The organism is Ruegeria sp. YTSC002, from assembly GCF_059609845.1.
The window spans coordinates 571,871-590,665 of sequence record NZ_JBXWML010000001.1 but is presented as its reverse complement, the minus strand read 5'-3'; the positions used below and the strand labels follow the sequence as shown (position 1 = coordinate 590,665).

Genomic DNA, 18,795 nt, shown 5'->3' with positions numbered 1-18,795 from the left:
ACGACAAGATCGAGTACATGTCGCATCTGAGCGATGTCCTACCGCTTTTGGGTCAAAATGGCAAAAGACCAGTATGTCGCATCGCATGGACTCACATTTGAGGATCGACTACCTCAAAAGCAATCACCGACGTTCACACAAGTTAGCGAGCCCTCATGACTGATTTTGCAGCAACCAAAGCCATGTTCGACCTGCCCGAGGGCGTCATTTATCTGGATGGCAATTCTCTGGGCCCGCTGCCGAAATCGGCAGGCGCGCGAGTACAAAGGATGCTGACCGAAGAATGGGGCCAGATGCTGATCACCGGATGGAACAAGGCAGGTTGGATGGGCCTGCCCACCGGGCTTGGTGACCGGATTGGCCGCCTGATCGGAGCAGAGCCCGGCAGCGTGGTGACCGGCGACACCTTGTCGATCAAGGTCTATCAGGCCCTGGCCTCGGCCCTTGAACTGAATCCGGATCGCAAAGTGGTTCTGTCGGATAACGGCAACTTTCCTTCGGACCTGTACATGGCGGATGGCCTGTTGCGGTCACTCGGCGACGACTACGAATTGCGGATTGTCGATCCCGAAGCCGTGGCCGACGCAATCACCGAAGAGGTCGCCGTTCTTATGCTGACCGAGGTGGATTACCGCTCGGGCCGGATGCACGACATGAGGGCGCTGACCGAACTGGCGCATGCCGCCGGCGTAGTGACGGTATGGGATCTGGCCCATTCCGCAGGGGCCATCCCCGTAGACCTTTCAGGATGCAACGCCGATTTCGCGGTCGGGTGTACGTACAAATACCTCAACGGGGGACCCGGCGCACCGGCCTTCATCTATGTCGCACCCAGATTGGCAGACAATACACGCCCTGCCCTGTCCGGTTGGCTGGGGCACAAAGCACCCTTTGCCTTCGATCTCGACTACCGCCCCGGCAGCGGCATTGAGCGGATGCGGGTGGGAACGCCGCCCATCATCCAGATGACGGCCTTGTCGGCCGCCATGGACATCTGGGATTTGGCGGACATGACCGACGTCCGCGCCAAATCTGTTGAACTGACCGAGCTTTTCATAGAACGCGTCGAGGCAACCTGCCCGGATCTGCAACTGGCCAGCCCCCGTGATCCGCAGCAGCGTGGCAGTCAGATCTCGTTCCGTTTCAAGGAAGGCTATGCCGCCATGCAGGCCCTGATCGCCCGCGGCGTGATCGGAGATTTTCGTGCACCCGACATCATGCGGTTCGGCTTTACACCTTTGTATATCGACGAAGGCGATGTTGAACGCGCCGTCGGGATTATGGCCGATATCATGCAGAACCGCCTGTGGGACGCGCCCGAATACAAGATCCGTCAGCGCGTTACCTGACTTCGAGTCCGGCGCCGAAAAGGGCTGCGACCTGTGCGACCTGCCGTTCATAGACCTCGGCGCCGGCACCAATCAGCTTCAGCCCCTTGAGCGTGGCCGTGATCGTCCGACCGGTCTCTGCCGCGTCAGCCAGCAGGCGAACCCGGCCCGCCTTTTCCTGTTGCACCAGCCAGTCCGCATAGAGCGCGGCCAGCTTGGCCTCGCCCGCCGCGATGATTTCCGCAGACAGGGACTTTGTGTTGTCGAGTATCTCAAGCCCGTGGGGCGAGGCCAGAATTTTTGCCATCCCCTCGGTCTGCGCCTGAATCGCGCGGCTCAGAACCTCGGGCACCGAACCCTGGGTGGCCAGCGCTTCGGCCACCGCAACGCTCTTTTCGGCATAATACAGCTCGGTCAGTTTGCTGACGATCGCCTCTTTGTTCTTGTAATGCAGATACACCGCCGGCCGGGACATCCCCGCGCCGCGCGCGATGTCGTCCATCGAGGTCTTTCGGTATCCATAAGTGGAAAACGCCTGAAACGCCGAGTTCAGGATCGCCTGTTGCCGTGAGCCGTCACCATTGTCTTTCATATCCGAAGCCCTGACATTTTTTGTCCAATTTGTCAATTGACACCCTGACACTTTTACGCAATTATGTCAGAAACCAGCCACAGCAACAAGAGGTGCGCCATGGCGACGACCTTGAAGATCAACGGCAAGCAATACCAGGTGGACTTGCCAGATGACGTCCCCCTGCTTTGGGCTCTGCGGGATGAGGTCGGCCTGACCGGCACCAAGTTCGGCTGCGGCGTGGCCGCATGCGGGGCCTGCACCGTGCACATCGATGGTGAGGCCGTGCGCTCGTGCCAGGTGGCGCTGTCGGATGTCTGGGGTGACGTGACCACGATCGAAGGGCTCGGCTCACCGGACGCGCTGGCCACGATCCAACAGGCCTGGATCGAACATCAGGTCGCGCAGTGCGGATACTGCCAGTCGGGCCAGATCATGCAGGCCGCTGCATTGCTGGCGGAAAACCCGGACCCCACTGACGCAGACATCGACGAAGCGATGCAGGGCAACCTGTGCCGCTGCGGCACCTATCCCCTTATCCGCGCAGCAATCCATGACGCGGCATCCAAGCTGAAGGAGGCGTAAGCAATGGCTTCCGTTGGAAAAATCCTCCGCCGTACGTTCCTGATCGGCTCTGCCGCGATCGTTGGCGGCGTGGCCTTTGGCACCTATTACGTTACCCGCCCCGCAGCCAACCCCTTGAAGCCCGGTGAAGGCGAGGCGGCACTGAACCCGTTTGTGCTGATTGACCGGAATGGCGTCACCTTGTTTGCGCCCCGCGCGGAAATGGGCCAGGGCGTCCGAACCACATGGGCCGCGCTGATCGCCGAGGAACTGGATGTCGATCTGGATCAGATCACCGTTCTGCATGGTCCCGCTGCGGCGGCCTATTACAACTCGGCCCTTGTGGGCGAAGGGTTGCCGAACAAAGGGTACGATATCTCGAATTTCCAGCACAATCTGGGCGAGGCACTGGGGGTACTGGGCAAAACGCTCAGCCTGCAAGTCACGGGTGGCTCGACCTCGATGAAAGATGGGTTCGACCGGATGCGGCAAGCCGGTGCGTCGGCCCGTGAAACACTCAAACGCGCTGCCGCAAACCGGTTGGGTGTCGACCCCTCGGATCTGAAAACGGCGTCGGGCCATGTCATTGCCCCCAACGGCGACAAGATCGCCTATTCAATGCTTGCCGAGGATGCCGCCGGGCTGGAACCCGTTGAGGTGCCGTTGCGAGACCCGTCTGAATGGCGCTATCTGGGCCAAAGCCAACCGCGTCTCGACATGGTGGGCAAGGCGACGGGCACTGCTGAATTCGGCGTCGATGTCCGCCTGCCCGGTATGAAGTTCGCCAGCGTCCGAATGAATCCCAAACTGGGCGGCGCGATGAACGGCTTTGACGACAGCGCCGCAAGAACCATGCCCGGGGTTGAGAAGATCGTCGATCTGGGCACAGGCGTAGCCGTGATCGCAAGCAACACATGGTTGGCCAATCAGGCAGTCGAGGCCATTGACGTCGATTGGGGCGACGCGCCTTACCCGCCGGATACCGAGGGCATCTTTGCCAGGATCGCCGAGGCGTTTGACGACGCACCGAACTCGACCATGCGCGACGACGGCGATGTCAGCGCAAGCCCGGAAAACGCAACGGAAATCACCGCCGAATATCGCGTGCCTTATCTGGCCCATGCAACGATGGAGCCAATGAATGCCACCGCGCTCTATACGGGAAATGCGTTGGAACTGTGGTGCGGCAACCAGGCCCCGACCCTGATCCAGTTCCGCGTCGCCAACACCGCCGGTCTGGAAACCGAAGCCGTCCAAATCCACACCACCTATCTGGGTGGCGGGTTTGGGCGCCGGGGCGAACTGGATTTCGGCGAAATCGCCACCAAGGTTGCCATGGCCATGCCCGGCACGCCGGTTCAGACAACCTGGAGCCGTGAAGAGGACATGCGCCACGACTATTTCCGCCCCGGCGCCATCGCCCGGATGCGCGGCGCGGTTCAGGACGGCAAGGCCGTGGTCATTGACGGCAAGGTCGCGGCGCAATCTCCGACCCAACAGGCGGTCGAGCGCTACACCGGGTTCCCCGGCGGCGGACCCGACAAAGTGCTGGTCGAAGGTTTCTTCAACCAGCCCTACGCGGTACCGAATTACCGCATGAGCGGCCACATTGCCGATTTGGCTGTCCCGGTGGGGTTCTGGCGCTCGGTCGGCAACAGCCATAACGGCTTTTTTCATGAGACATTCATGGATGAGATGGCCCATGCCGCAGGCCGTGACCCGCTGGAGTTCCGGCTGGACCTGATGAAGACCGAACATGCGCCGTCGGCGGGATGTCTGGAAGCCGTGAAGGAAATGTCAGGCTGGACGGGTCAGACGCCCGAAGGCGTCGGCCGGGGCGTGGCCTTCACATACAGTTTCGGCACCCCGGTGGCTCAGGTCATCGAAGTGGTAGACGAAGACGGCGCCATCCGCATCAGCAAGGCCTGGATTGCCTGCGACATGGGGCTGGCGCTGGACCCGGAAAACGTCAAGGCGCAGATGTTCGGCGGCATGATGTACGGCCTGTCCGCCGCATGTTTCGGCGAGATCACCTTTGCGGACGGCGAAGTCGAGCAGTTCAACTTCCCCGACTATGACGCGATGCGGATGCACACAGCCCCGCAGGTCGAGGTGCGCGTGCTGGAAACCAATCGGCATATGGGCGGTGCGGGCGAACCCGGAACACCGCCTTCGATGCCGGCGCTCGGCAATGCGCTTTTCGACCTGACGGGCAAGCGCGCACGTTCCCTTCCGCTGATCAATCAGTTCAACCTGCTGGTCTGATCGCACGGCACCGGCCCGATTTTTCCCCTCGTCGGGCCGGTGTAATTCAGGCAGATTTTTGAACTGCCTGATGAACCGTTCCGGCGGCCCATCCACGCACCGCATCGCCGAAGGCTTCGAACAGGGGGCGCGAGACCGGGTCATTGATCGCGTCCCATTCCGGATGCCATTGAACCGACAGGGTAAAGCCGGGCGCATCCTTGATATAGATCGCCTCGGGCGTCCCGTCCGGTGCATGGCCGTCAATGACAACGCGCTGCCCAATCGTTTTGATGCCCTGACCGTGCAAGGTGTTGGTCATGACCTCGGTTGCGCCGAACAGCTTGTGGAAAACGCCGCCGTTTTCCAGTGTCACCACATGACGCAGAGCAAACTTTTCTTCCAGAGTTCCATCGGGTGGCATCCGGTGGTTCATCCGCCCCGGCAGATCGCGTATCTCGGGATAAAGCGTTCCGCCCATGGCAACGTTGACTTCCTGAAACCCCCGGCAGATGCCCAAAAACGGCTGCCCCCTTTCTACGCAGGCGCGAACCAGCGGCAGAGTTATGGCGTCTCGAGCCCGGTCGAATTCGCCATGTGCATCGGTTGCAGGTTCCCCGTATTCTTCCGGGTGCACGTTCGGGCGACCGCCCGTCAGCAGAAAGCCGTCACAGACCTTCAGCAACTCATCTACCGAAACGTAACGCGGATCTGCGGGTATCAACAAAGGAAGACATCCTGACACGTTGGCCACGGCATCCGAATTCATCGTTCCCCCAGCATGTGTGGGGTATTGGTCGTTCATGAGATACGAGTTGCCGATGATACCGACGACAGGCCGAAACATTCCGCTTTCCCTGCTGTTGTTGTGCCTGTCAAGGAAGCTAGCGGCAGCGGTTTAAACGTGCAAGAATACACGCCCTGCATGAAAGCGCAGGGACGTGTTCGAAGACGCACTGTACGTTCTGATCCGCCCTGTTTAATTGGAACCGTTTTCCAAGAAGCCGCCAAGCGGGGGGATAGTTTCCCCGCCCAGCTGGAAAAACGTATCAATACAACGCTCTTGTCAAATCTCACCGATCAGGCCGGCCGCCTCGATCCCCGCTATTGCGGCCAGCGCATCATTGTCAGATGTGTCGCCGGTAACCCCGACGGCGCCGATCACGGCCCCCTTGCGATCACGCAACAGCACGCCACCCGGAACCGGCACGACCTGACCACCATAGACGCCATTCACTGAGGCCATGAAATAGGCCTGCGCTTCGGCGCGCTGCATCTGCGCGGTGCCCGCCATTCCCAACATGACCGACCCATAGGCCTTGCCCTGTGCAATCCCGAACCGGCCCGGTGCAGCACCATCCTCGCGCTCGAACGCGATGACATGCCCACCGGCATCCAGAACCACGACTGAGAGCGGCTTCAACTCCATCTCTCGGCCCTTCTCCAGGGTTTTGCGGATGATGGTGCGGGCTTTGCGTAGGGAAACTGACATCTGATGATCCTCTTGTCGGATTGGAGTTCGAAAAAGCCCGCAAACGATTGGTCTGTGGGCTTTTGCCGGGGTTATCTTTGGCTGGCTTTCAACTCCAGCCGGCGCGCGTGCAGGACCGGCTCGGTATAGCCCGAGGGCTGAACCCGGCCCTTGAACACCAGATCGCAGGCCGCCTGAAAGGCGATGCCGTCAAATCCCGGAGCCATAGGGGTGTAATTCGGATCGTTTTCATTCTGGCGATCCACGACGGCGGCCATCTTTTGCAGAGCGGCCATGACCTGGGCGTCATCCACGATGCTGTGATGCAGCCAGTTGGCCAGCGCCTGTGACGAAATCCGGCAGGTCGCGCGGTCTTCCATCAGGCCGACATCGTTGATGTCGGGCACCTTGGAGCAGCCCACGCCCTGATCGACCCAACGCACGACATAACCCAGAATACCCTGCGCATTGTTTTCAAGTTCACGCGTGATTTCTTCGTCGCTCAGGTTGCGTCCAGCCAGCAAAGGGATGGTCAACAGATCCCTCAAAGTGCCCCGCGCACCGCCTGCGGCCAGCTCGTCCTGACGGGCCAGCACATCGACCTTGTGGTAATGCGTAGCGTGCAGGGTCGCGGCCGTGGGTGACGGCACCCAGGCGCATGTCGCTCCGGCCATCGGGTGGCCGATCTTGGTCTCAAGCATTTCGCCCATGCGATCCGGCATGGCCCACATACCCTTGCCGATCTGTGCCTTGCCTTTCAGGCCACAGGCCAGCCCGATATCGACGTTGCGATCTTCATAGGCCGCAATCCATGGCGTATTTTTCATGTCGCCCTTGGGCAGCATCGGACCCGCCTCCATCGAGGTGTGTATTTCATCGCCGGTCCGGTCCAGAAACCCCGTGTTGATAAAGGCGACCCGTGATTTTGCGGCGCGAATGCACTCTTTGAGGTTGACCGAGGTGCGTCGTTCTTCATCCATGATGCCCAGTTTCACGGTATTGCGCGGCAGGCCCAGAATGTCTTCGACCATGTCGAAAATCTCGACCGAGAACGCGACTTCCTCGGGCCCGTGCATCTTGGGTTTCACCACATAGACAGAGCCTTCGACAGAATTGCCCCCGTCTCGCTTCAGGTCGTGCATGGCGATCAGGGTGGTACACAGAGCATCCATCAAACCTTCGCCGATCTCGCGCCCTTCTGCGTCAAGTACGGCCGGGTTGGTCATCAGGTGGCCCACGTTCCGCACAAGCATCAAGGACCGGCCTTTCAGCCTGGCCTTATCACCCGACGGAGTGGTAAAGCTCAGGTCCTCGGCCAGTTTTCGAGTGAACGTGGCGCCGCCCTTGGTGACCTCTTCGGTCAGGTCGCCTTTCATGAGGCCCAGCCAGTTGCCATAGGCCACCACCTTGTCGGCAGCATCGACGCAGGCAACCGAGTCTTCACAATCCATGATGGTGGACAGCGCGGATTCCAGCCGGACATCTGCAACGCCTGCGGGGTCGGTCGCGCCTATGTTGCTTGTGGGGTCGATCATGATCTGGATGTGCAGACCGTTGTTTTTCAACAGCACAAAGTCGGGCTTGTCCGCCGCGCCGCCGAACCCGGCAAATTGAGCGGGATCGCCCAGCGCAGGGGTCACAGCACCGTCGGTGACGCTCATTTCGGTGACATCCGCCCATGATCCAGACGCCAGAGGCACAGCATCATCCAGAAACGCTTTGGCCCATGCGATCACCCGCGCGCCGCGCGCCGCGTCATAGCCACTGCTTGCCGGCAGATCCCCCATTGCATCCGTTCCGTAAAGCGCATCATACAGGCTGCCCCAACGCGCGTTGGCCGCGTTCAGGGCAAAGCGTGCGTTGGTAATCGGAACAACCAGTTGCGGGCCCGGGATCAGGGCGATTTCGGGGTCGACATTGGCCGTTTCAATCTGGAACTCGTCGCCTTCTTCGACCAGATACCCGATCTCTTTCAGGAAAGCCTCATATTCAGCGGCATCGGTGTTCTGCCCCTTTCGGGACATGTGCCACCCATCGATGCGGCTTTGGATCTCGGCCCGTTTGGCCAGCAGCTCACGGTTTTTCGGCCCCAGTTCGTTCACCATCCGCGCCATGCCGGCCCAGAACCTCTGCGAAGAGACGCCCGTTCCCGGCAGCGCCTGTGTCTCGATGAACTCAGCCAAAACCGGATCGATCTGCAATCCGCTCAGGGTCTGTCTGTCCGTCATATTCCTGCTCTCCCGCGATTGTGCGCCATTGTATGCATTGTGACTTAGGCGGAAAGTTTCCGATAGGCAACTTTCATCCCGTCATTTGGGGCATTCGCTTCGGCTTGAAGCTGTTTCAAAAACCTCAAGGCAATGGCAGGGCCGGTTGCAGCGCCCGAACGAAGCCCCTAACGTCGCGCCAGTCCCGAACAGATACGAGGCCCAAGATGCACGACGCTGCTCCCACCACGATCTACCTGAAAGACTACACACCGTTTGGCTATCTGGTGGACAGCGTGCACCTGACCTTTGATCTGGCCGCGCACGCCACGCGCGTCACCTCGCGCATTGCGTTCCGGCCCAATCCTGACGCCACTGACCGCACATTCTTTCTGCACGGGGAAGAACTGAAATTGATCCGCGCCGCCATTGACGGGGCCCAGATCACGCCAGACGTGACCGACAAGGGGCTAACCGCGGATGTCCCCGACGCGCCGTTCCTGTGGGAAGCCGAGGTTGAAATCGACCCCGGCAACAACACCGCGCTGGAAGGTCTGTACATGTCAAACGGCATGTACTGCACCCAGTGCGAGGCCGAGGGGTTCCGCAAGATCACCTTCTATCCCGACCGGCCGGACGTGATGTCCACCTTTACCGTGCGCATCAATGGCGACTTGCCGGTTCTGCTGTCGAACGGCAACCCGTCGGGCAAGGGTGAAGGCTGGGCCGAATGGATCGATCCTTGGCCCAAACCCGCCTATCTGTTCGCTCTGGTCGCCGGAGACCTGATCGCACATCCCGGCCAGTTCACCACCAAGTCAGGTCGCAACGTCGATCTGAACCTCTGGGTCCGTCCCGGAGACGAGGGGAAATGCGCTTTTGGAATGGAGGCGTTGAAGAAGTCGATGAAGTGGGACGAGGACGTCTATGGCCGTGAATACGATCTGGACGTCTTCAACATCGTGGCCGTCGATGACTTCAACATGGGCGCGATGGAGAACAAGGGGCTGAACATCTTCAACTCGTCCGCCGTTCTGGCCAGCCCGGAAACTTCGACCGACGCCAATTTCGAACGGATCGAGGCGATCATCGCGCATGAGTATTTTCACAACTGGACCGGCAACCGCATCACCTGCCGCGACTGGTTCCAACTGTGCCTCAAGGAAGGTCTGACAGTATTCCGGGATGCGCAGTTTACCTCGGACATGCGCTCGGCCCCGGTGAAACGCATCCACGACGCGATAGACCTGCGTGCCCGGCAGTTCCCCGAGGACAATGGTCCGTTGTCGCATCCTGTGCGCCCCGAAAGCTTTCAGGAAATCAACAACTTCTACACCGCCACTGTCTATGAGAAGGGCGCCGAGGTCATCGGCATGCTGAAACGGTTGGTCGGGGATGCGGCCTATGCCAAGGCGCTTGATCTGTATTTTGAACGCCATGACGGTCAGGCCTGCACGATCGAGGACTGGCTGAAGGTTTTCGAAGACACCACTGGGCGCGATCTGACACAATTCAAACGTTGGTACAGCCAGTCGGGCACACCGCGCGTCAGGGTTAAGGAAGACTGGGCCGACGGCACCTATACACTTACGCTGAAACAGCGAACCGACCCCACGCCGGGACAGGATCAGAAACTGCCGCAGGTCATCCCGGTTGCAGTTGGCCTGCTTGGGCCCAACGGCGATGAGGTTCGCGCGACCGAAGTTCTGGAACTGACACAGGCCGAACAGAGCTTTGAATTCACCGGCCTGGCGGCGAAACCCACGCCCTCGATCCTGCGCGATTTCACGGCACCTGTTATTCTGGAGCATGACCAGTCGAGCGCAGAACGTGCATTTCTTCTGGCGCATGACACGGACCCGTTCAACCGATGGCAGGCAGGGCGAGATCTGGCGCAAGACACTTTGATGCGGATGATCCTTCAGGATGCGGCACCGGATACAGATTACCTTGACGGAGTGTTGGCCGTGCTGCGCAATGACGAACTGGACCCGGCCTATCGTGCGTTGATGCTGGGATTGCCGACACAGTCGGAATTGGCAGCGGCCCTGCATGACCGCGGTCACACGCCCGACCCTATGGCGATCTGGGCTGCGGTGGAAACGCTGCGGCAGGCAACGGCCCAGAACGTGCAGGATTTGCTGCCCCGCCTGCACAGTGAGGCCTTTGTGGACGGCCCCTACAGCCCGGACGCCGAGCAGTCCGGTAAACGGGCACTTGGCAGCGCTGCGCTGGCATTGACCTCTCGTCTGGATGGTGGGGCGATGGCGGCTGAGGTGTACGACACAGCCGACAACATGACATTGCAACTGACTGCGCTGTCTTGCCTTTTACGCGCCCGCAAGGGTGAGGCGCAGTTGGACGCATTCTACGAACAGTGGCAGCATGACCGGCTGGTCATGGACAAATGGTTTGGCCTGCAAGTCGCGATGGCAGCACCCGAGGCGACACCCGCGATTGCCACGACCCTGACCGAGCATTCGGATTTCAACTGGAAAAACCCGAACAGGTTCCGCGCCGTCATGGGGGCCCTGGCGATGAACCACGCAGGATTCCACCAGCCGGATGGCGCCGGATACGCCCTGCTTGCAGACTGGCTGATCCGTCTGGACCCGGTGAACCCACAGACCACTGCGCGTATGTGCTCGGCGTTTCAGACCTGGAAACGGTATGATCCGGATCGTCAGGCCCTGATGCGTGCGCAGCTTTCCCGCATCGCGGAAACACCGAACCTGTCGCGGGACACGACCGAAATGGTGTCCCGCATCCTCGGCGCATGACGCCTTACAGCTTTGCCCGCAGCAACCGGAGTTTGCGAACGCTGGCCATCCTAGCCGGTGTTTATGCGGCGTTGCTGGCGCTGGTTGTCCTGTTTGACGCGGCCTGGTGGATCGCTGGGCTGCTGTCCCTGGCCACCCTGCCCGCACTTTGGGACGTGGTTCAGAACACCCGCGCGGGCATGCAATTGGATCAGGATGCACTGAGCTGGTTCACGGGGAACCGGCAGGCAGAGGTCGCGCTGCGCGACATCGACCGTTTCCGCTTTGACACCCGTTGGGATTTCTCGGTTCGAGTGTCGATCGTTCTGCATTCCGGCAAACGAATCCGTCTGCCGGATGAGTCGCTTCCGCCGCATCGGGATTTGGAAACCCTTCTAAACCAAGCCGGAATTCGCGTGGAACGGCATCATTTCACCGTTTTCTGAAACACTGGACCATTGAAGGGTGAATTGGACACTAAAAAGGAAAATTATTCGGCAATTTACTTGATTTGAACCCGATATCCCGCCAGACTTCGGTGTCAGTTATCAGTTTTTTCAGTTTTGAGTTTCGCCATGTTTCGGTCGCTAAGGGCACTGTTCGCCCCATCCACAGCCAGTCCTACAAATGCTTCAGCAGACCTGTGCGCGACAAAATCCGCGCTTGCAGCAGCCTTGCCCGAGCAGGGTCAGCTCAATATTCCCGTTGCAAGATCCGACCGCGATGATCTGATCGGACATTCCACGATCGAACATGGCCGCTACCTCGCCCGGCAGGACCGGTGGGCAGAGCTGTCGCAGGAAATGCGCGTGGCCGATCAGGGTCGCGCCGCTGTTTCAGATGGTATGCCGGTTGCCGATCTGTTGGCGTTCGGCGCCAGATCTGACGTGGTTCTGGCCGCTGAACATGCGCTTTCGGATGGCAAGGCCATCTCGGATTACGACTTGTTGGGGGGCATCTCGGAACTTGAAGGCGAGATGGCGGACAACCCCGATGATCCAATGATCGCCACCGTCGTATCCCTTGCCCATATCGATCTGGCATGGGCTTGGCGCGGCACGGCCTCGGACGCGACGCTGCCACCCTTGCACCGGTCACGCTGCGCCGCTCATTTCGACCGTGCCGCAGCGATCCTGCCCAAGTGCAGGAAAAACGCCCCCGACAGCCCCCTGATTGCTGCGGCCGGGTGTGCGCTACTGGCTGGTCAACGCAAATCCAACGCGCGGGTGTCTGACGAATATGAACGCCTGATCACGCTGGATCCACGCAATCAGCGCCACATGCGCGCGATGGGCAGCCACCTTCTGCCCCGCTGGTTCGGCAGCTACGAAGAGCTGGAGCTGCAAGCCTTGCGCACGGCCGCCAGGACACAGGATATCTGGGGCGCGGGCGGATACTCATGGGTTCAGTTCGACGCCATCGCATTGGACGAAGAGGCCTGTGCCCGCGTCGATATCGAGTATTTCCTTGAAGGTCTGCGTGATATCGTACGCCTGCGGCCCGATCAGCAGATGATCAACATGCTGTCATCCTACTGCGCGATCACCGTCCAGAACGGATTTGGCCTGAACGATCAGGCCGACCTTGTCCGGTCTAAGATGCGCGACACGGCAAACTGGCTTATCCGCGATCATCTGACGGAATTGCACCCCTTGATTTGGGCGCATGCGGCCAACGGCTTCAACAATTCTGTCCGCATAAACTCGCCCGAGCGATTTGCTGCGCGCGGTCAGCGCGATGCCTTGCGCGCCATCTCGGATCTGTTCCGGGAAGAATTGCGCAGCGGTATGGATGTGACGTTCACACCTTCGGGCCTGCGGTTTTCCCAGAACTGAACACGACAGGATTCCCCCTTGCCCCTAGGCCCTGCCGGGCCTAATACGCAGGCTTAGACTTCTGCGGAAATGAGGCGCGCCATGCTCGATCTGACATACGAAATGCCCAAACCCAAAACCATTGCCGGGGCCAAGCACGATTGGGAACTGGTCATCGGGATGGAGGTGCATGCTCAGGTCTCATCCAATGCCAAGCTGTTTTCGGGTGCATCCACCCAATTCGGGGCCGAACCGAATTCGAACGTGGCCTTCGTGGACGCGGCCATGCCGGGCATGCTGCCGGTGATCAACGAATACTGCGTTGAACAGGCGGTGCGCACCGGGCTGGGCCTGAAGGCGGATATCAATCTGAAATCGGCCTTTGACCGCAAGAATTACTTCTACCCCGACCTTCCGCAAGGGTATCAGATCTCCCAGCTGTATCACCCGATCGTGGGTGAAGGCGAAGTGCTGGTCGAGATGGGTGACGGCACCGCACGCAAGGTGCGGATCGAGCGTATCCACATGGAACAGGACGCGGGCAAATCGATCCACGACATGGACCCGCATATGTCCTTCGTCGACCTGAACCGCACCGGCGTCTGCCTGATGGAGATCGTCAGCCGCCCTGACATCCGCGGGCCGGAAGAGGCCGCGGCCTATATCGCCAAGCTGCGCCAGATCATGCGCTACCTGGGCACCTGCGACGGTAACATGCAAAACGGCAACCTGCGCGCGGACGTGAACGTCTCGATCTGTTTGCCCGGCGCCTATGAGAAGTATCAGGAAACACAGGATTTTTCGCATCTCGGCACGCGCTGCGAGATCAAGAACATGAACTCGATGCGCTTTATCCAGCAGGCGATCGAGGTCGAAGCCCGCCGTCAGATCGCCATCGTCGAAGCCGGCGGCGAGGTCGAGCAGGAAACGCGCCTGTACGACCCGGACAAGGGCGAAACCCGTTCCATGCGGTCCAAGGAAGAAGCGCATGATTATCGCTATTTCCCCGACCCTGACCTGCTGCCGTTGGAGATCGAGCAGGCCTGGGTCGATGACATTGCCGCCAGGCTGCCGGAACTTCCCGACGACAAAAAGGCGCGTTTCATCAAAGACTTCGGCCTGACCGATTACGATGCTTCGGTGCTGACCGCCGAGGTTGAATCCGCCGCCTATTTCGAGGAAGTGGCCAAGGGCCGCAACGGAAAACTGGCCGCGAACTGGGTCATCAACGAACTGTTCGGTCGGCTGAAGAAAGAAGACCACGACATCACCGATTCACCCGTGTCACCGGCACAATTGGGCGGGATCATCGACCTGATCTCGTCGGATGCGATCTCGGGCAAGATTGCCAAGGATCTGTTCGAAATCGTTTACACAGAAGGCGGTGATCCGGCGCAGATCGTTGAAGATCGTGGCATGAAACAGGTGACCGACACCGGCGCGATCGAGGCCGCTTTGGACGAAATCATCGCCGCCAACCCGGCACAGGTCGAGAAGGCCAAAGTGAATCCGAAGCTGGCCGGCTGGTTCGTGGGTCAGGTCATGAAAGCCACCGGCGGCAAGGCCAACCCGAAAGCCGTCAACGAACTGGTCAGCAAGAAGCTGGAGTCGTAAACCTTTCGTTTTGTACAAGCCTGCCGGCCGTCTTTGGCGGGTTTGTACAATCCGGTTTCTCACAAAATCTTAAGACTTGGGGTCAAGCCATCGGCTTGACTTCCCGCTGTTCGCGCCCTTTCCTCCGTCACCGAGAGGTGAGGTATTATGCAAAGCAGATTTGATCAGGAACTCGAAGACCGGCTGGTGCGTTACGCCGCCATCGACAGTCAAAGTGACGAGACATCCCCATCGACCCCGAGCACTCAGATCCAGTTCGACATGCTGAACCTGTTGCGCGATGAACTGAACCAGATTGGCGCGCAGGATGTCGAGATGACGGGCGACAGTGTTGTCGTCGCCACCATTCCCGGAACGGCGCCGGGACCGACCGTGGGCTTTCTGGCCCATGTCGATACGGCCCCTCAGTTCAACGCGACCGGCGTCAAGCCACGGGTGATCAAGGGGTATAACGGTGGCGACATCACCTTTCCCGACAACCCGGATCTTGTTCTTTCCCCGAAAGACCACCCCTATCTGGCCGAAAAGATCGGCCATGACCTGATCACCGCATCGGGCACAACCCTGCTGGGCGCGGATGACAAGGCCGGTGTGTCGATTCTGATGACGATGGCGCGGCACCTGATCGAAAATCAGGACATTCCACATGGCCCGATCCGCATTGCGTTCACACCGGATGAAGAGATCGGCCGGGGCGTCACGGAACAGCTGCCCAAGGATCTGGGCGTGGATTTTGCCTATACACTGGACGGGCAGCAGGCGGGTGAGATCGAGTATGAAAGCTTCTCGGCCGACCGCGCCGTGATCCGGATCGAGGGTGTTTCGATCCATCCCGGGCTGGCCAAGGAAAAGATGGTGAATGCCACGCATCTGGCGGCGAAGATCGTGCAGACATTGCCTCAGGCCACCATGACGCCCGAAACCACGGACGGGCGCGAAGGCTTCATCCATGTCACGGACATGAACGGCGGATCATCCGAGATGGAGATCAAGCTGATCCTGCGTGATTTCGAGATGGACGGGCTGGAAGCGCAACGAAACATCGTGCGGCAGGTCTGCGCCGCCGTGCAGGCCACCGAACCGCGCGCGACCATCAGCTGCGACATCAGCCACCAGTACCGCAACATGCGGTATTGGCTGGAAAACGACATGACTCCGGTCGAGCTGGCGCGGGATGCGTGTCGCGAGTTGGGGATTGAACCGCTGTCGGTACCGATCAGGGGCGGCACGGACGGATCGCGCCTGACCGAATTCGGCACCCCCTGCCCCAACATCTTCACCGGGATGCAATGCGTCCACGGCCCGTTGGAATGGATTTCAGTGCAGGACATGGCGCTGGCGACGGAACTGTGCCTGTCGGTTGTGGCCAAGGCGGCACAGACCGAAGCGAATGGTCAGGGCTGAAATCCGCCGGATCGGCAAGGGCCCTTTCACCCGGGGGGCAGCGTGTTAAGTTGGCGCGGAAACGCATTTAGGAACAGTAGATGAAGCGCTACGAATACAAGGTCATCCCCGCCCCGCAAAAAGGTGTCAAAGCCAAAGGCGTGAAAACGGCCGAGGGCCGCTTTGCCGTCTCGGTCGAGCAACTGCTGAATCAGATGGGTCAGGATGGCTGGGAATACCAGCGGGCCGAATTGCTGCCCAGCGAGGAACGCACGGGCCTGACCGGATCGACCACGAACTGGCGCAATGTGCTGGTGTTCCGCCGCGTGGTGGAAGAAGAAGTCGATGCCTCGTGGGTCGGCGCAGTACCTGAGATGGATGACACCCCGCTGGCCCAGCCGGTTCCGGGCCCCGACGAGGTGCAGGCGCCGAAGCCAATTGCCGCAGAGCCGGACGAGCCACCTTTGTCGCTGAAGCGGTCTGATGACGCCGCTGATGAAAGTGGCCCTTCAAAAACATAGGCTTGGGGACTGGTACGGACGACGGACCGAATGCAATCGACCTGTGGTCTTGTGCAGAACGTCCGTTTTCTCTTTGACGTATCGCGAGTCAATTCGGGTACGGCCCGTGTCTTCATAACGGTGTTGGCAGGCAATAAGGGCTACACCCTCGGGAAATCTGTGGCATGTTAGCCGGGTATTCTGGAGGGACATCGAAATGGCTATTCGACAGACACAAGGGCGGACACGCCTGTATGACAGCATTCTCGACACGGTCGGTGACACGCCCTGCATTCGGGTCAATCGGATCGCGCCAGAGCATGTGACCGTCTATGTGAAATTCGAGGCCTTCAACCCGGCAGGCTCGGTCAAAGACAGGTTGGCGCTGAACATCATCGAGGCCGCGGAACGTGACGGGCGGCTGAAACCCGGGCAAACCGTTGTCGAAGCGACATCCGGCAACACCGGGATCGGGCTGGCCATGGTGTGCGCGGCCAAGGGATATCCACTGGTCGTGACGATGGCCGAGAGCTTCTCGGTCGAGCGGCGAAAGCTGATGCGGTTTCTGGGCGCGAAGGTTGTTCTGACCCCGAAGGCGCAAAAAGGGTTCGGCATGTATACCAAAGCCAAGGAACTGGCCGAGGAAAACGGATGGTTCCTTGCCAGCCAGTTTGAGACCTCTGCCAATGCCGATATTCACGAGAACACGACGGCGCGGGAAATTCTTGCCGATTTCGAAGGCGAACGGCTGGATTATTGGGTGACGGGCTACGGGACCGGTGGCACCGTTTCGGGTGTTTCGCGGGTATTGCGGAAAGAGCGGCCCGACACCAGGATCATCCTGACCGAACCGGCCAATGCAGCCATCGTGTCATCGGGTTACGTCAATACGCGCAACGCTGACCATCAGCCGACCGAAAGCCACCCCAGTTTCGAACCTCATCCGATTCAAGGCTGGACACCGGATTTCATCCCGTGGGTCCTTCAGGAAGCCATCGACAATTCCTATTATGATGAGCTGATCCCCATTTCAGGACCCGAAGGGATAGAATGGTCGCGCAGGCTTGCTTCGGAGGAAGGGATTTTCACTGGGATTTCGGGTGGATCGACCTTTGCGGTGGCCATGAAGTTGGCGGAATCCGCACCGGCTGGCTCTGTCATGCTGGTCATGTTGCCGGACACGGGCGAGCGTTACTTGTCGACCCCCCTGTTCGAGGGAATCGAAGAGGGCATGACGGAGGAAGAATATTCCATCTCGGCATCGACGCCGTCCGCACAGATGAAGGCGGACTGACACGCAAAGGTCTTCAGGCGCCGATATCCAGGGCCAGCGCATGGATGCGCGGCACGATGTCGCCCAGCGCCTTGTGCACGGCGCGGTGGCGGGCGACGCGGGATTTGCCTTCGAATGCGCTGGCGCGGATGCGGACGTTGAAGTGACTTTCACCGCCTTCCTGATAGCCCGCATGGCCCCGGTGGCTTTCGCTGTCGTCGATCACTTCCAGCTCGCGCGGATCAAAGGCGGCTTGCAGGCGGGTTCGGATTTCATCGGTCACGCTCATTTTTTCGCTCAGCGGCAAAAATATTGCCGCACCCCTCTTCTACTTTCGGCTGCTTAGATTAAACTGCTGCCTCCGAGTCGAAAAGACGCGTTCTTGAGGATTAGAGCATGGCGAAATCAGACCCCTTCGGATTCGATATGTCCGTTTCCAGCGCCAAGAAGAAGAATCCGCGGGGTCGTCGAGGCATGTCAGGTGCGTCCGAAACCTCTGTCAGGGTGTGTGATCACGAGGGATGTGACGAGCCGGGCAAGTTCCGTGCGCCGAAGGCACCGGATGTCCTGGATGATTATTTCTGGTTCTGCCAGCAACACGTGCGGGAATATAACCAGAAGTGGAACTTCTTTGACGGCACCACCGAGGCCGAGTTGAACGCGCAGCGATCGAAAGACAAGGTTTGGGAGCGCGAGACCAAGCCGATGGGCGACCCCGAAGCGCGCGCCTGGGCCCGTTTGGGGATCGAGGATCCGCATCAGGTGCTCGGCGCCAACAGCACGCAGAACAAGGGCCGCAACACGGGCAGCGGACGCCGCCTGCCGCCGACCGAACGCCGTGCGATCGAGATTCTCGAGGCCAAGGACAGCTGGACCAAGGCCGAGGTTCGCAAAGCGTACAAGAAGCTGATCAAAGTGCTGCATCCGGACATGAACGGCGGCGACCGCTCGCAGGAAGAGCAGTTGCAGGAAGTTGTCTGGGCCTGGGATCAGATCAAGGACAGCCGGAACTTCAAGTAAGGGTCACGGCTTTGCCTGCTTTACCTTCGCGGTACGCGCAACCTGAA

At 59.9% G+C, this 18,795-nt stretch carries 16 protein-coding genes; 11 read left to right on the top strand and 5 right to left on the bottom strand.

The annotated features are described in order from the left end of the window. Window positions 1-155 precede the first annotated feature (155 nt). Window positions 156-1,349: a kynureninase gene (gene kynU / locus AC2FFD_RS02945; protein WP_496871865.1), complete on the top strand. Its 1,194-nt coding sequence runs from the start codon at window positions 156-158 to the stop codon at window positions 1,347-1,349. On the opposite strand, the gene AC2FFD_RS02940 is transcribed toward kynU, so the two are convergent. Beyond that, entirely contained in the window at window positions 1,342-1,920 is a 579-nt protein-coding gene (locus AC2FFD_RS02940) for a TetR/AcrR family transcriptional regulator (RefSeq protein ID WP_170343746.1), read from the bottom strand. The two genes, kynU and AC2FFD_RS02940, sit on opposite strands and share 8 nt — an antisense overlap. Window positions 1,921-2,019: 99 nt before the next feature. Here AC2FFD_RS02940 and AC2FFD_RS02935 point away from each other — a divergent pair, with 99 nt between their 5' ends. After that, a complete protein-coding gene (locus AC2FFD_RS02935) occupies window positions 2,020-2,484 on the top strand; it encodes a (2Fe-2S)-binding protein (protein ID WP_496871864.1) in 465 nt (154 codons plus the stop codon). 3 nt (window positions 2,485-2,487) lie between these two features. Continuing rightward, window positions 2,488-4,728: a xanthine dehydrogenase family protein molybdopterin-binding subunit gene (locus AC2FFD_RS02930; RefSeq protein WP_496871863.1), complete on the top strand. Its 2,241-nt coding sequence runs from the start codon at window positions 2,488-2,490 to the stop codon at window positions 4,726-4,728. Window positions 4,729-4,774: 46 nt separating this feature from the next. Here AC2FFD_RS02930 and AC2FFD_RS02925 read toward each other — a convergent pair whose 3' ends face one another. The 3 genes from AC2FFD_RS02925 to AC2FFD_RS02915 all read right to left on the bottom strand — a co-directional run bounded on the left by AC2FFD_RS02925 (window position 4,775) and on the right by AC2FFD_RS02915 (window position 8,406). Further along, entirely contained in the window at window positions 4,775-5,554 is a 780-nt protein-coding gene (locus tag AC2FFD_RS02925; protein ID WP_496871861.1) for a gamma-glutamyl-gamma-aminobutyrate hydrolase family protein, read from the bottom strand. A gap of 219 nt (window positions 5,555-5,773) precedes the next feature. Continuing rightward, window positions 5,774-6,199: a GlcG/HbpS family heme-binding protein gene (locus tag AC2FFD_RS02920; protein ID WP_170343742.1), complete on the bottom strand. Its 426-nt coding sequence runs from the start codon at window positions 6,197-6,199 to the stop codon at window positions 5,774-5,776. A 71-nt stretch (window positions 6,200-6,270) separates the two neighbouring features. Then, entirely contained in the window at window positions 6,271-8,406 is a 2,136-nt protein-coding gene (locus tag AC2FFD_RS02915) for a malate synthase G (protein ID WP_496871859.1), read from the bottom strand. Window positions 8,407-8,612: 206 nt separating this feature from the next. Here AC2FFD_RS02915 and pepN point away from each other — a divergent pair, with 206 nt between their 5' ends. The 7 genes from pepN to AC2FFD_RS02880 all read left to right on the top strand — a co-directional run bounded on the left by pepN (window position 8,613) and on the right by AC2FFD_RS02880 (window position 17,749). Then, the gene (gene pepN / locus AC2FFD_RS02910; RefSeq protein WP_496871858.1) at window positions 8,613-11,165 is read left to right on the top strand and encodes an aminopeptidase N; all 2,553 of its coding nucleotides are present in this window, start codon (window positions 8,613-8,615) and stop codon (window positions 11,163-11,165) included. Beyond that, window positions 11,162-11,590 (top strand): hypothetical protein, encoded by a 429-nt coding sequence (locus AC2FFD_RS02905; RefSeq protein ID WP_496871857.1) that lies wholly within the window; start codon window positions 11,162-11,164, stop codon window positions 11,588-11,590. Before pepN ends, AC2FFD_RS02905 begins: the two co-directional genes overlap by 4 nt. A 129-nt stretch (window positions 11,591-11,719) precedes the next feature. Next, window positions 11,720-12,979: a hypothetical protein gene (locus tag AC2FFD_RS02900; RefSeq protein ID WP_496871855.1), complete on the top strand. Its 1,260-nt coding sequence runs from the start codon at window positions 11,720-11,722 to the stop codon at window positions 12,977-12,979. 81 nt (window positions 12,980-13,060) lie between these two features. Continuing rightward, window positions 13,061-14,572 (top strand): Asp-tRNA(Asn)/Glu-tRNA(Gln) amidotransferase subunit GatB, encoded by a 1,512-nt coding sequence (gene gatB / locus AC2FFD_RS02895; RefSeq protein ID WP_496871853.1) that lies wholly within the window; start codon window positions 13,061-13,063, stop codon window positions 14,570-14,572. Between the two features lie 147 nt (window positions 14,573-14,719). After that, window positions 14,720-15,976 (top strand): peptidase T, encoded by a 1,257-nt coding sequence (gene pepT, locus AC2FFD_RS02890; RefSeq protein ID WP_496871850.1) that lies wholly within the window; start codon window positions 14,720-14,722, stop codon window positions 15,974-15,976. 80 nt (window positions 15,977-16,056) lie between these two features. Next, entirely contained in the window at window positions 16,057-16,476 is a 420-nt protein-coding gene (locus AC2FFD_RS02885) for a DUF4177 domain-containing protein (protein WP_170343736.1), read from the top strand. Window positions 16,477-16,672: 196 nt separating this feature from the next. Beyond that, window positions 16,673-17,749 (top strand): PLP-dependent cysteine synthase family protein, encoded by a 1,077-nt coding sequence (locus tag AC2FFD_RS02880; protein ID WP_257599071.1) that lies wholly within the window; start codon window positions 16,673-16,675, stop codon window positions 17,747-17,749. Between the two features lie 13 nt (window positions 17,750-17,762). Here the strand turns inward: AC2FFD_RS02880 and AC2FFD_RS02875 are convergent, their stop codons facing one another. Next, window positions 17,763-18,017, bottom strand: a complete 255-nt coding sequence (locus AC2FFD_RS02875) for a BolA family protein (protein WP_496871849.1) — start codon at window positions 18,015-18,017, stop codon at window positions 17,763-17,765. Window positions 18,018-18,124: 107 nt separating this feature from the next. Between AC2FFD_RS02875 and AC2FFD_RS02870 the strand changes: the two genes are divergently transcribed. Beyond that, a complete protein-coding gene (locus AC2FFD_RS02870) occupies window positions 18,125-18,748 on the top strand; it encodes a J domain-containing protein (protein WP_170343733.1) in 624 nt (207 codons plus the stop codon). The last annotated feature ends 47 nt before the right edge of the window (window positions 18,749-18,795 follow it).